The sequence below is a fragment of the Streptacidiphilus melanogenes genome (assembly GCF_000787835.1).
In the GTDB taxonomy this organism is placed as follows: Bacteria; Actinomycetota; Actinomycetes; order Streptomycetales; family Streptomycetaceae; genus Streptacidiphilus; species Streptacidiphilus melanogenes.
Genome location: NZ_BBPP01000038.1, coordinates 70,257 through 84,051, shown reverse-complemented (window position 1 = coordinate 84,051; position 13,795 = coordinate 70,257). Strand labels below are relative to the sequence as shown.

The 13,795-nt window shown below is 72.7% G+C and carries 13 protein-coding genes; 3 read left to right on the top strand and 10 right to left on the bottom strand.

The annotated features are described in order from the left end of the window. Window positions 1-168: 168 nt before the first annotated feature. The gene (locus tag TR49_RS30515; protein WP_042387263.1) at window positions 169-1,392 is read right to left on the bottom strand and encodes a M20 metallopeptidase family protein; all 1,224 of its coding nucleotides are present in this window, start codon (window positions 1,390-1,392) and stop codon (window positions 169-171) included. A gap of 78 nt (window positions 1,393-1,470) precedes the next feature. After that, window positions 1,471-2,868 carry an MFS transporter gene (locus TR49_RS30510; protein WP_042387262.1) on the bottom strand — a complete coding sequence of 466 codons (1,398 nt, stop codon included), beginning with the start codon at window positions 2,866-2,868 and terminating at the stop codon, window positions 1,471-1,473. 195 nt (window positions 2,869-3,063) lie between these two features. On the opposite strand from TR49_RS30510, the gene TR49_RS30505 reads away from it, so the two are divergent. Beyond that, window positions 3,064-4,089 carry an AsnC family transcriptional regulator gene (locus TR49_RS30505; RefSeq protein WP_042387260.1) on the top strand — a complete coding sequence of 342 codons (1,026 nt, stop codon included), beginning with the start codon at window positions 3,064-3,066 and terminating at the stop codon, window positions 4,087-4,089. Window positions 4,090-4,150: 61 nt separating this feature from the next. Here the strand turns inward: TR49_RS30505 and TR49_RS30500 are convergent, their stop codons facing one another. Together TR49_RS30500 and TR49_RS30495 are read right to left on the bottom strand one after the other, a co-directional pair. Continuing rightward, complete coding sequence (locus TR49_RS30500) at window positions 4,151-5,350, bottom strand: M20 metallopeptidase family protein (protein WP_042387295.1); 1,200 nt, start codon at window positions 5,348-5,350, stop codon at window positions 4,151-4,153. A 109-nt stretch (window positions 5,351-5,459) separates the two neighbouring features. After that, window positions 5,460-6,278 carry a helix-turn-helix transcriptional regulator gene (locus TR49_RS30495; RefSeq protein WP_042387293.1) on the bottom strand — a complete coding sequence of 273 codons (819 nt, stop codon included), beginning with the start codon at window positions 6,276-6,278 and terminating at the stop codon, window positions 5,460-5,462. 205 nt (window positions 6,279-6,483) lie between these two features. On the opposite strand from TR49_RS30495, the gene TR49_RS30490 reads away from it, so the two are divergent. Next, window positions 6,484-7,920 carry an MFS transporter gene (locus TR49_RS30490; protein WP_042387291.1) on the top strand — a complete coding sequence of 479 codons (1,437 nt, stop codon included), beginning with the start codon at window positions 6,484-6,486 and terminating at the stop codon, window positions 7,918-7,920. Window positions 7,921-7,933: 13 nt separating this feature from the next. Here the strand turns inward: TR49_RS30490 and TR49_RS30485 are convergent, their stop codons facing one another. Continuing rightward, the gene (locus TR49_RS30485) at window positions 7,934-8,722 is read right to left on the bottom strand and encodes an AraC family transcriptional regulator (RefSeq protein WP_042387259.1); all 789 of its coding nucleotides are present in this window, start codon (window positions 8,720-8,722) and stop codon (window positions 7,934-7,936) included. 49 nt (window positions 8,723-8,771) lie between these two features. Between TR49_RS30485 and TR49_RS30480 the strand changes: the two genes are divergently transcribed. Continuing rightward, window positions 8,772-9,206 carry a DUF2000 domain-containing protein gene (locus tag TR49_RS30480; protein WP_236653594.1) on the top strand — a complete coding sequence of 145 codons (435 nt, stop codon included), beginning with the start codon at window positions 8,772-8,774 and terminating at the stop codon, window positions 9,204-9,206. Window positions 9,207-9,237: 31 nt separating this feature from the next. Here the strand turns inward: TR49_RS30480 and TR49_RS30475 are convergent, their stop codons facing one another. From TR49_RS30475 to TR49_RS30455, 5 genes are all read right to left on the bottom strand, one after another. Then, the gene (locus tag TR49_RS30475; protein ID WP_042387256.1) at window positions 9,238-10,596 is read right to left on the bottom strand and encodes a hemolysin family protein; all 1,359 of its coding nucleotides are present in this window, start codon (window positions 10,594-10,596) and stop codon (window positions 9,238-9,240) included. A gap of 51 nt (window positions 10,597-10,647) precedes the next feature. After that, a complete protein-coding gene (gene ybeY, locus TR49_RS30470; protein WP_042367920.1) occupies window positions 10,648-11,136 on the bottom strand; it encodes an rRNA maturation RNase YbeY in 489 nt (162 codons plus the stop codon). 52 nt (window positions 11,137-11,188) lie between these two features. Next, window positions 11,189-12,253, bottom strand: coding sequence for a PhoH family protein (locus TR49_RS30465; protein ID WP_052434763.1), 1,065 nt, complete (start codon window positions 12,251-12,253; stop codon window positions 11,189-11,191). Window positions 12,254-12,410: 157 nt separating this feature from the next. Next, entirely contained in the window at window positions 12,411-13,328 is a 918-nt protein-coding gene (locus TR49_RS30460; RefSeq protein ID WP_042387253.1) for a ribonuclease Z, read from the bottom strand. A 5-nt stretch (window positions 13,329-13,333) separates the two neighbouring features. Further along, on the bottom strand, window positions 13,334-13,693 hold the full coding sequence (locus TR49_RS30455) for a histidine triad nucleotide-binding protein (RefSeq protein WP_042387251.1): 360 nt from the start codon (window positions 13,691-13,693) through the stop codon (window positions 13,334-13,336). Window positions 13,694-13,795: the final 102 nt, after the last annotated feature.

Here is a 13,795-nt window from a genome sequence, read left to right as displayed (position 1 = left end):
GGCCACTGCACCGCTACCCGGGAACGGTCGACCATGGCAGAGTCGGCCGCACCCGTTCCCGTCCGTGCGTGCTACTCGCCCTGCGAGGGCGGAGTGGGCCGCCCTGGCCGAGGGTGCCGCCGGGGGCGGCTTCGGCCGGGCGGGGAGCGGCGCAGCCGCCTGGGGGGCTCAGCCCCGGGCCAGGCGGCCCAGCGCCAGCGCGGCCAGCAGCGCGGCGCCGGACGGGAGGACGGAGTCGTCGAAGAAGGCCTCCGGGCTGTGGTTGTACGGGGCCGTCGCGTGGTCGCGGTCGGGCGGGCAGGCGCCGAGGAAGAAGTAGGCCGAGGGGACCTGCTCGCAGACGTAGGAGAAGTCCTCGGCGCCTGCGAGAGGCTGGGGCATGGGACGGAAGCGCTCCTCGCCGAGCAGGTCGCGTGCCGTGCGGGCCGCGAACGCGGCCTCCGTCTCGTCGTTGCGGGTGACCGGGTAGAGGCGCTCGTAGCGGGCGTCGACCTCCAGGCCGTGGGCGGCCGCGACGCCGCGGACGACGCGCAGCGTCTCCTCCTCGGCGCGGGCCCGGGCCTCCGCCGAGAAGGTGCGGATCGTGGCCGCGAAGGCGGCGTCATCGGGGATGACGTTGTTGATCGTGCCGCCGTGGATGTGGCCCACCGTCACGACCACGGGGTCGAACGCGTCGAAGCGCCGGGTGACCATCGTCTGCAGGGCGATGACCGCCTCGCACAGGGCCGGGATCGGGTCGAGCGCGGCGTGCGGGGCGGAGCCGTGGCCGCCGCGGCCGCGCATGGTGACGTGGAGGGTGTCGGCGGCGGCCATGGCCGCACCGGGGCGGCCGGAGACGACGCCGCCCGGCAGCAGACCGCTGGTGACGTGGATGCCGTACGCGGCGACGACCTCGGTGCCGGCTGCCTCCAGCAGGCCCTCGTCGATCATGACCTTCGCGCCGCCGCAGCCCTCCTCACCCGGCTGGAACATGAAGACGACCGAGCCGGCCAGCTCCTCCCGACGCTCCACCAACAGCCGCGCCGCACCCACCAACCCCGCCACGTGCAGATCATGCCCACACGCGTGCATCACCCCCGCGACCCGAGACGCGAACGGCAACCCCGACGTCTCCTGCACCGGCAACGCATCCATGTCGCCGCGCAGCAACACCGCAGGACCCGGACGACCACCCCGCAACACCGCCGTCACACTGCTCAGCTTCTCCCCCACCGAAACCTCAAGCCCCAACCCCTCCAACGCCGCCAACACCTTCGCCTGCGTCAACGGCAACTCCAAGCCGATCTCCGGCTCCTCATGGATCGACCGCCGCAAAGCCACCAACTCCGGCAGCAACAACACGGCGGACTCGGCGAGGCCGGACAGCGTGGACGGGTCGGACGTGGCAACCATGGAACGGGCCTCCCAAAGGTGTGGGGCACGGGACGACATGCGGGTAGGACGGCATGCGGTAAGGCGCGTAGTCGATGATCACACCGGCTGTTCCGAGGCTAGCGGCCCGGCCTCCACGGCGTCAGGGGTCGTGCGCAGAGCGAGCGCGACGGGCACACCGAGGGCACACAGCAGCGCGCAGCCGGTCCACAGGGCCACATAGGCGCCTTCGGTGGGGACGCCGGGACGCAGCAGCACCGCGTCGAGGACGGCGGCGCCGGCCGCGCCCGCGGCCGCTCCGGCGAGGGTCTTCAGGGTGTTGTAGACGCCCGTGCCGATGCCGGTCCGGTCGGCGGGCAGACGGCGCATCAGCAGGGCCGGCAGCAGGCTCAGGCCGAGGCCGGCGCCGAAGCCGGCGAGGGCGCTGGGCGGCACGAAGGCGGCGGTGCTGGCGTGGTTCGCGGCGATGACCGCGTAGCCGAGGGCGCTCATCGCGAAGCCGGACGCCAGCAGCGGGCGGGCGCCAAACCGCCGGGCCGTCCGGTCCGCAAGGAGGGCGCCGAGCATCGCGCCGAGGACGGCGGGCAGCGAGAGCAGGCCGAGCAGTTGCGAGTCCGCGCCGAGGCCGTAGCCGACCTCCGCGGGCTTGGCCGCCTGGAACGAGAGGGTCGGCGACTGCGCGCCGTAGAGGGCGAAGCCGAGCAGCAGGCTGAGGCCGAAGACGGGTGCGGTCTCCCGGCGGGCGAGCATCCGCACGTCGGCGACCGGCGCGTCGGAGCGCAGGGCCTGGCGGACGAAGAGCGCGAGCACGGCGGCCGCGCCGAGCAGCAGGGCGACCGTCAGCATCGCGCCGCCGGCCTTTCCGGCGCTGCTGAAGCCGCCGAACAGCAGCCCGAGACCGCAGCTGAGCAGGACGGCGCCGCTCCGGTCGAACCGTCCGGCCGCGCGGGTCGCGGACTCGGGCACGAACATCCACACCGCGGCGAACGAGAGCGCGGGCAGCGCGGCGAGGATCCACAGGCCCGGCCGGGCCACGGCGCCGGCGACGGTGCCGAGCGTCAGCGCGCCCACCAGCAGTCCGACGGCGCGCCCGCCGCGCTGCTCGCCGAGGCGGTCGCGCAGCAGCGCGAACTCCAGCGGCAGCCAGCAGGCGAGCACCCCGGCGAGGGCCTGCCCGGCGAGCAGCAGCGGCAGCGCGGTCGCGCAGGCGGACAGCGCGTAGCCGAGGCAGGTCAGGGCGAGCGTGACCAGCAGCAGACGGCGGTGGCCGAGCAGGTCGCCCAGCCGCGAGCCCAGCGGCACGGTGACGCCGGCGACCAGGAAGTTCACCCCGAGCACGAGCGCCTGCGCGCCCGCGTCGAAGTGCAGGGTCCGTGCGAGGTCCGGCAGCAGGACGGGGAACGCCCCCTGGATCGTGCCGCTGAAGAACTCGACGAGGACGAGGAGTCCCACGAGCGCGCCGGGTCCGGTGAGCGGGCGGGCGAGGGGGCGGGGCATGGGCGGCACTTCCGTTCCGGCGGTGGGGTGAACGGTGCGGGTCGGAGGGGACAGGCTGAGCGGGGGACGTCAACGCGGCCGAGCGAGTGGGCGAAAGGATCGCTAACCTGGGCCGCGCGGGGCCGCCGCCGCACGGATCGGCAAGAGCGTGCCCGCGCGCGCACGAATCAGCCAAGGGGCCGGAAGGGTGAGGGCGTGATCGACGAACTCGACCTCGCCCTCGTCGACGCGCTGCGGGTCGACCCGCGCGCGTCCTGGTCCCGGCTCGCGGGACCGCTGGGCGTGGACCCGGCGACGCTCTCGCGCCGCTGGGCGCGGCTGACGGCGGACGGGGACGCCTGGGTCACCTGCTATCCCTCGGCGGAGCGAATGGGGGTGGGCCTGACCGCGCTGGTCGCGGTGGACTGCCGGGCCGACGCCGTGCTGACGGTGGCGGCGACGCTGGCCGCCGATCCGCGGACCCCGACCGTCGAGGTGGTGACCGGCGAGGCCGACCTGATGCTCACCGTGGCGGCGCTGGAACCCGGCCAGGTCACGGCCTACGTCCTGGACCGGGTCGGCCGTGTCCCCGGCGTGCTGCGCACCCGCACGGCCTTCGTCGAGCGCACCCTGCGGGAGGGCAGCCGCTGGCGCGAGGGCGCCCTGGACCGCTCCCAGCAGGAGGCGATCGGCGCGGGCCTCGGCCCTTCCGTCGCGCCCGCCCCCTCGCGGGGCGGCGCCCTGCGGCGCGCCCTCGACGACCGGACGCTGATGCAGGCGCTGGGGGCCGACGGCCGCATGCCGTTCGCCGAGCTCGCCGAACGCACGGGCCTCCCGGCGACGACGGTCCGCCGCCGTGTGGAGGAGCTGCGCCGCAGCGGCCGCCTGGTCCTGCGGTGCGACGCGTCCCCGCGCCTGAACGGCCACTCGGTCGGCACCTGGCTCTGGCTCGACGTCCCCGCACGGGATTTGGACGCGACGACGCGCTGGCTCGTCGAGCTGCCCGCGGTGCGGATGTGCGGGGTGGTCGCGGGCGCGACGGCGAACGTGGTGGTGAACGTGATGACGCACCAGGTCGCGGACGCGCGCCGGATCGAGGCGCAGCTGGGCTCGCTGTCCCCGGCGTCACGGGTGACGGCCCGCCAGGTGTGCCTGCGCACGGTGAAGCTGGTCGGCCACACCCTCGACCGGGAGGGCCGGGCCCGGGGCTATGTGGCGCTGGACCCGTGGCAGGAGGAGTAGGGCGGGGGCGCCCGCTCGGTGATCCGCCGATCGGCCGGCGGGCGCCCCCGGGTCATGGGGATCAGCCCCGGGCGAGACGTCCCATCGCCAGACCGGCCAGCAGGGCCGCGCCGTCGCCGAGGACGCCGTCGTCGAACCGGGCCTCCGGCGCGTGGTTGTAGGGCGCGGTGAACGGGTCGCGGTCGGCCGGGGTCGCGCCGAGCATCAGGTAGGACGAGGGGACGAGCTTGTCCAGCACCCCGAAGTCCTCGGAACCGGCGACGGCGTGCGGCATCTCGACGTAACGGCCCTCCCCGAGCTCGCGGGTCACGACGTCCGCCGCGAACGCCGCCTCGGACGGGTCGTTGACCGTGACCGGGTAGCCGCCCTCGATCTCCGCCTCGACGGTGAGGCCGTGGGCGTCGGCGATCCCGCGGACGACGCGCAGCGCCTCCTGGGCGACCTTCTCCCGGGCCTCGACCGAGAAGGAGCGGATGGTCGCCGCGAAGGTCGCGGTCTCCGGGATGACGTTCTCCACGCTGCCCGCGTGGAACGTGCCGACGGTGACGACGACCGGGTCGAACGCGTCGAAGCGGCGGGTGACCATGGTCTGCAGGCCCAGCACGGCCTCGCACGCCGCGGGCAGCGGGTCGAGGGCGGCGTGCGGCATGGAGCCGTGCCCGCCGCGGCCGCGGAAGGTGACGTGGAGGGTGTCGGACGCGGCCATGACCGGGCCGGGGCGGGAGGCGACCCAGCCGGCGGGCAGGAGGGCCGCGGCGACGTGCAGGGCGTAGGCGGCGACGACGCCGGTGCCGGCGGCGTCGAGGACGCCCTCGTCGACCATCAGCTGAGCGCCGCCCCCGCCTTCCTCGCCGGGCTGGAACATGAAGACGACCGAGCCGGCCAGCTCCTCCCGACGCTCCACCAACAGCCGCGCCGCACCCACCAACCCCGCCACGTGCAGATCATGCCCACACGCGTGCATCACCCCCGCGACCCGAGACGCGAACGGCAACCCCGACGTCTCCTGCACCGGCAACGCATCCATGTCGCCGCGCAGCAACACCGCAGGACCCGGACGACCACCCCGCAACACCGCCGTCACACTGCTCAGCTTCTCCCCCACCGAAACCTCAAGCCCCAACCCCTCCAACGCCGCCAACACCTTCGCCTGCGTCAACGGCAACTCCAAGCCGATCTCCGGCTCCTCATGGATCGACCGCCGCAAAGCCACCAACTCCGGCAGCAACAACACGGCGGACTCGGCGAGGGTGGGGGGCATCGGCGTCTCCTCCGGCGGGACGATCAGGGGCGCGCCCATGCTCGCCCCGTCCGGCCGGAGGCCGAGCGGCCTGCACGGATCAGCCGCAGCGCGCGGCCGCGCGCAAGGATCAGCCGGCGACGGGGCGGAGGGCGGCCCTGCGGCCCTCCGGGGAGGCGAGCCACTCCAGCTTGCTCAAGGTGTCCGTCCCGGGGACGGCGTTGTGCAGGACCACGGTGAGGTCGGGCCGGTCCGGGATGCGCAGCTGCGTGCTCTCGAAGGACAACTCGCCGACGACGGGGTGGTCGACGTGCTTGGGCCGGGTGCCGGGCGGTCTGACGTCGCCGCGCGCCCAGAGCTCGGCGAACAGCTCGTACTCCGCGCTCAGCTCGTCCACGATCGCCGCGAAGCCCTCGTCGCCGGGGAACTCCGCGGCGGCGGCCCGGTACTCGGCGACGATCAGCGCCGCGTCCTTGTCCCAACCGATGTGCCGGTCACGGTAGATGGGGCTGCCGAAGAAGGCGAAGAGGCAGTTGAGCCACCGCTCGTTGAAGTCGAAGACGGCCGTGGCCGCGGCGTTGTAGGCGATGTTGTTCCAGTAGCGGTCGATGACGTTGGCCGGGAGCGGCATCCACGAGTCGATGAGCCGCTGGATCGAGCCGCTGACCGGGGCCTGCTCCTGTGGGACCGCGACGAGCGGCGGGTTGAGGCCGGCCAGCACGTAGAGGTGGCGCCGCTCGGGCTCGTCCAGCTTCAGCACCCGGGCGACGGAGTCGAGCACCTGACCGGAGACGGTGATGTCGCGGCCCTGCTCCAGCCACTGGTACCAGCTGACGCCCACCCCCGCGAGCACGGCCACCTCCTCCCGCCGCAGCCCCGGCGTCCGTCGTCTGGCACCGCCGTCGGGCAGCCCGGCCTCGCGGGGACTGACCCGGGCGCGCCGACCCATCAGAAACTCCCGCAGGTCGGCCCGACGCCGGACCTCGGCGGTGTTGGTGCGAACGTCCACAGTCCCCCCTGGCTGATGCGGTGCCTCCAGGGTAGTCAAGCGCCTCCGGCAGACCCGAGCCGGGCGAACGCGCTGCCTGGTGGTGCCGCCAACAGGATAAGCGCCCTCTCTCCAAGGGCTGTTGATCCGCTGAACCATGATGGTCATGGCGATCGACACCACAGCACAGACCCACTCCACGACCAGCACCGCCGGACTGCCGGCCGGCCCCGAGGGCGGCGGGAGGCTCTCGGTACGGGCCAGGCTGGTCCTCTTCGTCCTCTGTGCCGCCCAGTTCGCGGTGGCCCTCGACTTCTCCATCCTCAATATCGCGCTGCCGTCGCTCGGCGCGTCGCTGCACCTGTCGCAGGCGAACCTGCAGTGGGGCATGACCGCGTTCGCGCTGCCCTCCGGCGGGTTCCTGCTGCTGTTCGGGCGGGTCGCCGACGCGGTCGGGCGCAAGCGGGTGTTCCTGGGCGGGCTGACGCTCTTCACCGCCGCGTCCGTGCTGGCCACGCTGGCGTGGTCGCCCGCGAGCTTCCTCGCCGGGCGCGCGCTGCAGGGGCTCGGCGCGGCGGCGATCGTGCCCGCCGGGATGGCGCTGCTGACCACGACGTTCCGGGAGGGCCCGCAACGCGACCGCGCGCTCGGCATCATGGGCAGCCTGATGGCCGTCGGCTTCACCTGCGGCATGGTGCTGGGCGGCGTGCTCACCCAGCTGCTGACGTGGCGTTCGACGATGGCCCTCAACGTGGTGATGGGCGCGGCCGTGCTGTTCGCCGCGCCGCGGCTGCTGCCGGAGTCCCGCAACGAGGTCCGGCCCCGGATGGACATCCCCGGCGCGGTCACCGTCACCGGCGGTCTGCTGTCGCTGATCTACGCCCTGTCCACGGCGGCGCAGCGCGGCTTCGGGGACGTCCCGGTGCTGGTGACGCTGATCGCGGCCGCGGTGCTGCTGACCGCGTTCGTGGCGATCGAGGCCCGCACGGCCGAACCGCTGGTCTCGCTGCGCATCCTGCGCCGCCCCACCGTCGCCTTCGGCAACCTCGGCGGGCTGACCACCATCGCCACGATGACGGCCGCGGTCTTCCTCGGCACGCTCTACCTCCAGCAGGTCAACCACCTCTCCCCGGTCCTGACCGGGCTGGTCTTCGGCGCGCTCGGCGTCAGCTGCGCGGTCACCGGCACGCTGGCTCCGCGCTGGGTCGCCCGGGTCGGCTCGGCGAAGGTCCTCGCGGGCGGGCTGCTGCTGCAGGCAGCGCTGACCTTCGGCCTCCTCGCGATCGGCGCGGGCACCACGGGCACGTGGATCTTCCTGGTCGTCATCTCCCTGGCGGGCATCGGCCACATGGCGGCGATGGTCTCCTACAACGTCACCGCGACCTCCGGGTTGCCGAACGACGAACAGGGCCAGGCGACGGGCCTGACCACCACGACCCAGCAGGTCGGCATCACCGTCGGCATCCCGCTCCTCGCCGCGCTGGCCTCCACCCGCGGTGACGTCCTCAGCGGCGTGCGGCTGGGCCTGGCGGCGGACGCGATCGCGGTCGCGGCGCTGGCCGTGACGGTCGCACTCGGACTGACCGCCGCGAAGCGGCGCTGAGGGGTGCGAGGAACTAGCGCTTCGAGCGGAACCGTCCCGGGGAGACGCCGACAACTCGCTTGAAGTGCCTGCCCAGATGGGCCTGGTCGTAGAAGCCCGCCGCGGTGGCCGCCGTGGCGGGCGGAAGGCCGTCCAGCAGCAGCGAGCGGGCGCGCTCCACCCGGCGGGCCGTCAGGTACTGGTGCGGGGCGAGGCCGAACGTCGTGCTGAACGCCCTGACCAGATGCGTCGGGTGGGCCTGCAGCAGCTCGGCCGCCTCGGCCAGGGTGACGCCGGTCAGCACGCGCTCGTCGAGCAGCTCCCGCAGCCGGTCCGCCACGCCCTGCCGCCGGGCCGTCGGCTCGAACCGCGCCCGCAGGTGCTGCCGCAGGCGCTCGCCGACGAAGGCGAGGCGGCTCTCCGCCTCGAACTCGTCGCCCGGGTGCGCCAGCACCGCGTGCAGCTGGCCGACCCGGCGGCGCAGCAGCGGATCGGTCACGTCCGGGCTGTCCGCCGCCGAGCCGATCAGGGCGGTGTCCAACACGGAGGCGTCCAGGTACAGCACCCGCTTGCGGAATCCCTCCGGCGTCGCCGGGGAGCCGTTGTGGGGCACGTGGGGCGGCAGCAGGGAGACGGTCTCGTGCAACGTGCCGCACTCGTGCCGGTTCAGGTCGTAGCGGACCGCACCGGAGTCGACGATCAGCAGCGTCCAGACGTCGTGGACGTGCATCGGGTAGGCGTGCTCGGTGAAGTGGGCGTGGAAGACCTCGGTGACACCCGGGACCCGCGGGCGCCACGCAAAGACCTCCTCGCGTGCGGCCATGCAAAGAACGTACAAGACCGGACCGGCGGACGAGCGGCAGTCTCAGTCCATGAGCGACCGAGAGAACGCCCCCGCCCGCTTCGACACCAAGATCGCCGTGCTGCTCCGGGACGACCTGCAGACCTGGCAGCGCCTGAACGTGACCGCGTTCCTGGTGAGCGGCCTGGGCACGGAGGCGCCCGAGGTGATCGGGGAGCCCTACGCCGACGCCGACGACACCCCCTACCTGCGGATGTTCCGCCAGCCGGTGCTGGTCTTCGAGGGGTCGAAGGAGACGCTCACCGCCGCGCACGGCCGCGCCCTGGCCCGCGCGCTGCCGCGGGCGGTGTTCACCTCGGACCTGTTCGTCACCGGCAACGACACCGACAACCGCGCGGCGGTCCGCGCCGTGCGCCGCGAGGACCTGGACCTGGTCGGGATCGCCGTGTACGGGCCGCGCAACGTCGTCGACAAGGTGCTCAAGGGCGCGCGGATGCACCCCTAGACGTCACCGGCAGACGTCACCGGACGGAGGATCACGCCGACTCGGCGTGCGGCTCCTCGGCCTCGTGCTCCTCGCGGCGGTCGACGCGCGGGACCGGGGACGCCAGCAGCGTCCCGATCCGGTTGCGGCGGCCGGCCGTGCTCTCCGCGGTGAGGCGGATAGCGGCGATCGGCAGGTCCTCGTCGTCCGGCAGTGGGACCTCCGCGTCGCTGCCCGGGATCGGGACCCGGCCGAGGGCCTTGGCCAGCAGGCCGCCGACGGTGTCGACGTCCTCGTCCTCCAGCTCCAGGCCGAACAGCTCGCCGAGCTCCTCCACCGGCAGGCGTGCGGTGATCCGGTAGGAGCCGTCGGGCAGCGGTTCGACGGCCGGGGTCTCCCGGTCGTACTCGTCGGTGATCTCGCCGACGATCTCCTCCAGCACGTCCTCGATCGTCACCAGCCCGGCCGTGCCGCCGTACTCGTCGATGACGACGGCGACGTGGATGCGGTCGCGCTGCATCTCGCGCAGCAGGTCCGCGGCCGGCTTGCTGTCGGGGACGAAGGTCGCGGGTCGCATCACCGAGCCGACCGGCTCGGACTCCGCGTCGCGGTTGGTGTGGGTGCGCCGCACCAGGTCCTTGAGGTAGGCGATGCCGACGACGTCGTCCTCGTTCTCGCCGACCACGGGGATGCGGGAGAAGCCGGAGCGCAGCGCGAGCGTCAGCGCCTGCCGGATGGTCTTGCTGCGCTCGATCATCACCAGGTCGGTCCGGGGCACCATCACCTCGCGGACGATGGTGTCGCCGAGCTCGAAGACGGAGTGCACCATGCGGCGCTCGTCGTCCTCGATCAGGTCGTCCTTCTCGGCCAGGTCGACCAGGGCGCGCAGCTCCGCCTCCGAGGCGAAGGGGCCCTCGCGGAAGCCCTTGCCGGGGGTGAGCGCGTTGCCGAGCAGGATCAGCAGGCGCGGGACCGGGCCCATCACGCGGGCCAGCGGCAGCAGCAGGTAGGAGGCCGCGGTGGCGGAGTTCAGCGGGTGCTGTCGGCCGATCGTCCGCGGCGAGACTCCGACGGCGACGAAGGAGACCAGCACCATCGCGCCGATCGCGACCAGGACCGCCTGCCAGGTGTGCGGGAAGTTCCGCAGGCAGACGACGGCGACCATGACCGTCGCGGCCATCTCGCAGGTGACGCGGATCAGCGTCGCCAGGTTCAGGTAGCGGATCGGGTCGCTCGCCAGGGCGAGCAGCCGCTCGGCGCCGCGCCTGCCGTTGCGCACGGCCTCCTCGGCGCGGAAGCGCGAGACGCGCGAGATGCCCGCCTCGGCGCAGGCGGCCAGCCACGCGCAGATGACGAGCAGCACCGCCCCGATGAGAAAGGAGGTGCTGAAGCTGGTACTACTGCCGCTCATCTCTGTGGCGTTTTCTCTTCTTCGTCTTCTTCGTCTTCGGCTTGTACGCGCTCAGCGGGTGGTGGGGGCCGGGGACGGTCCGGTCTCGCCGCGGGCGGCGCGCCAGTCGTCCAGGATGCGCTTCTGCAGGCCGAACATCTCCCGCTCCTCCTCCGGGTCCTCGTGGTCGTAGCCGAGGACGTGCAGCACGCCGTGGACGGTGAGCAGCTGGAGCTCGGCGTCCATGGAGTGCCCGTTGGCCGCACCCTGCTTGGCCGCGACCTCCGGGCACAGCACGATGTCGCCGAGCAGGCCCTGCGGAGGCTCCTCGTCCTCCTTGCCGGGCCGCAGCTCGTCCATCGGGAACGACATCACGTCCGTCGGCCCGGGCTCGTCCATCCACTGCACGTGCAGCGCCGCCATGGCCTCCTCGTCCACGACGATGACGGAGAGCTCGGAGAGCGGGTGGATGCGCATCCGGTCCAGTGCGAAGCGCGCGACGTCGAGGAGCGCCTCCTCGTCGACGTCCGTACCGGATTCGTTGTTGATGTCGATCGCCATGGCGAGTGGGGTTCTCGGCTTCCTGATCAGTTGTCTGCGGGGCGGTGCGGGTTCACTTGCGGTGCTGCTGCGGCGGGGCCGCGGAGCCGTGCGCGGTGTGCGCGGTGTGCGCGTCGTAACGGCTGTACGCGTCCACGATGCGGCCGACCAGCTTGTGCCGGACGACGTCCGCGCTGGTCAGGCGCGAGAAGTGGATGTCGTCCACCCCGGCCAGGATGTCCTGGACCACGCGCAGACCGCTGACCGTGCCACCCGGCAGGTCGATCTGCGTGATGTCACCGGTGACCACGATCTTGGAGTTGAAGCCGAGACGGGTCAGGAACATCTTCATCTGCTCGGCGCTGGTGTTCTGCGCCTCGTCGAGGATGATGAACGCGTCGTTGAGGGTGCGACCGCGCATGTAGGCGAGGGGGGCCACCTCGATCGTCCCGGCCGCCATCAGGCGCGGGATCGAGTCCGGATCGATCATGTCGTGCAGCGCGTCGTAGAGCGGGCGCAGGTACGGGTCGATCTTCTCGTAGAGGGTGCCGGGCAGGAAGCCGAGCCGCTCGCCGGCCTCGACGGCGGGGCGGGTCAGGATGATCCGGTTGACCTGCTTGGCCTGCAGCGCCTGCACGGCCTTGGCCATGGCCAGGTACGTCTTGCCGGTACCGGCCGGGCCGATGCCGAAGACGATGGTGTGACGGTCGATCGCGTCCACGTAGGTCTGCTGGTTCAGCGTCTTGGGACGGATCGAGCGGCCGCGGTTGGAGAGGATGTTCGCCGTGAAGACGGACGAGGGGCTCTCGTGCGCCTCGGGGCTGTTCGGATCCTCTGCGGCCTTGCGCAGCATCGCGATGGAACGCTCCACGGTGTCCTCGGTCAGCGGCTGCCCGGTGCGGAGCACCAGCAGCATCTCGTCGAACACACGCTGCACCAGCGCGGTCTCGCGCGGCTCACCGGTCGCGGTGACCTCGTTGCCACGGGCGTGGATGTCGACGGAGGGGAAGGCGTTCTCGATCACGCGGAGGAGTGAGTCCCCGGTACCGAGCACCGTCACCATCGGGTGCTTCTCAGGGATGACGATGCGCGCTTGGGTCTGCGACTGAGGCGTCTGAGTCTGCGTTTGAGAAGTCATAGGTCGGCGCTGGGGCCTGCCTCATCCCATTTCTCTGTCGGGTCCATCGGTTCCCACCGATTCGGATAGGAAAAGGGTACGACGGACGATACGGCCTGGGACAACGATGCTGCGCGGGTCAGCGGGGATGCGCCAGTGATTTGTTCCGCTGTTCATTTCAGTGGCGGGGCGGCACCGGGACGCGCATCAGGTCCGCGGCGACCACGATCTCGCCGTCGAAGTGCCGTCGGGCCTCCGTGAGGTGGGCCTCCAGGTCCGGGTAGCGCTGCGAGAAGTGCGTCAGCACGAGCGTCCGCACGCCGCCCTCGGCCGCCACCCGCGCAGCCTGCGCGGCGGTCAGGTGGCCGTGCTCCTGCGCGAGGTGCTCGTCCGCGTCGAGGAAGGTCGCCTCGATGACCAGCAGGTCCGCGCCGTCGGCGAGGGCCGACACGCCCTCGCACAGCCGGGTGTCCATCACGAACGCCGCCCGCTGACCGCGCCGCGTCTCGCTCACGTCGCCGAGGGTGACGTCGCCCAGACGTCCCTCGCGCTGGAGCCGTCCCACGTCCGGGCCGGAGATGCCGTGCTCGCGCAGCTTGTGCGGCAGCAGACGCCGCCCGTCGGGCTCGACGAGGCGGTAGCCGTAGGACTCGACGGGGTGCGACAGGCGCGCGGCCTCGAGCGTGAACGGCGTCCGCTCGCGGCCGGTGGCCTTCAGTGGCCCGCCCTCGCCCGAGACGGGCTCGGGCCGCAGCTCGACGGACTCGAAGAACGCGCTGGCGTGCCGGAGCCGCTCGAAGAACTGCTCGCCCGAGGCCGGGTAGTGCACCGGCACCGGGTAGGGCACCTTGTCCAGGTTGATCCGCTGGATCACGCCCGGCAGGCCGAGGCAGTGGTCGCCGTGGAAGTGCGTGACGCAGATCCGGGTGATGTCGTGCGCGCTCACCCCGGCGTGCAGCATCTGCCGCTGGGTGCCCTCGCCCGGGTCGAAGAGCAGGCCCTCGCCGTCCCAGCGGAGCAGGTAGCCGTTGTGGTTGCGATGCCTCGTCGGGACCTGGCTGGCCGTGCCGAGCACGACCAGCTCGCGTGCGGACACGCGGCTCAGACCAGCTTCTCGTGCAGCCCGCCCCCGGCGAGCACGTGCACGTGGGCGTGGAACACCGTCTGGCCCGCGCCGGAACCGGTGTTGAAGATCAGCCGGTATCCGCTGTCGACGACCTTCTCCTCCTCCGCGACCCGCCCCGCCTCGGCGAGCACGGCCCCCGCGAGCCCCGGGTCCGCGACGGCGAGCGCGGCGGCGTCGGGGTAGTGCGCCTTCGGCACGACGAGGACGTGCGTCGGCATCTGCGGGTTGATGTCGCGGAAGGCGAGCGTGTGCTCGGTCTCGCGCACCTTGGTGGAGGGGATCTCCCCGGCCACGATCTTGCAGAACACGCAGTCCGCCTGGGCCTCGCCGGCCATCACACGCTCCTGAAGTCTGGGGGTCTCAGAACGGAATCGTACCGATGCCCTGATGGATGCCGTTGCACCGTCCAGGGGCGCAGGGCCGCGCCCGATGTGCGG

Excerpts from the sequence above, each read along its gene's own strand:
- ybeY (WP_042367920.1), bottom strand. The coding sequence starts at position 11,136 with ATGGCGATCGACATCAACAACGAATCCGGTACGGACGTCGACGAGGAG.
- TR49_RS30515 (WP_042387263.1), bottom strand. The coding sequence starts at position 1,392 with ATGGTTGCCACGTCCGACCCGTCCACGCTGTCCGGCCTCGCCGAGTCC.
- TR49_RS30500 (WP_042387295.1), bottom strand. The coding sequence starts at position 5,350 with ATGCCCCCCACCCTCGCCGAGTCCGCCGTGTTGTTGCTGCCGGAGTTG.
- TR49_RS30455 (WP_042387251.1), bottom strand. The coding sequence starts at position 13,693 with ATGGCCGGCGAGGCCCAGGCGGACTGCGTGTTCTGCAAGATCGTGGCC.
- TR49_RS30495 (WP_042387293.1), bottom strand. The coding sequence starts at position 6,278 with ATGGGTCGGCGCGCCCGGGTCAGTCCCCGCGAGGCCGGGCTGCCCGAC.
- TR49_RS30510 (WP_042387262.1), bottom strand. The coding sequence starts at position 2,868 with ATGCCCCGCCCCCTCGCCCGCCCGCTCACCGGACCCGGCGCGCTCGTG.
- TR49_RS30475 (WP_042387256.1), bottom strand. The coding sequence starts at position 10,596 with ATGAGCGGCAGTAGTACCAGCTTCAGCACCTCCTTTCTCATCGGGGCG.
- TR49_RS30480 (WP_236653594.1), top strand. The coding sequence starts at position 8,772 with ATGAGCGACCGAGAGAACGCCCCCGCCCGCTTCGACACCAAGATCGCC.
- TR49_RS30490 (WP_042387291.1), top strand. The coding sequence starts at position 6,484 with ATGGCGATCGACACCACAGCACAGACCCACTCCACGACCAGCACCGCC.
- TR49_RS30465 (WP_052434763.1), bottom strand. The coding sequence starts at position 12,253 with ATGACTTCTCAAACGCAGACTCAGACGCCTCAGTCGCAGACCCAAGCG.
- TR49_RS30485 (WP_042387259.1), bottom strand. The coding sequence starts at position 8,722 with ATGGCCGCACGCGAGGAGGTCTTTGCGTGGCGCCCGCGGGTCCCGGGT.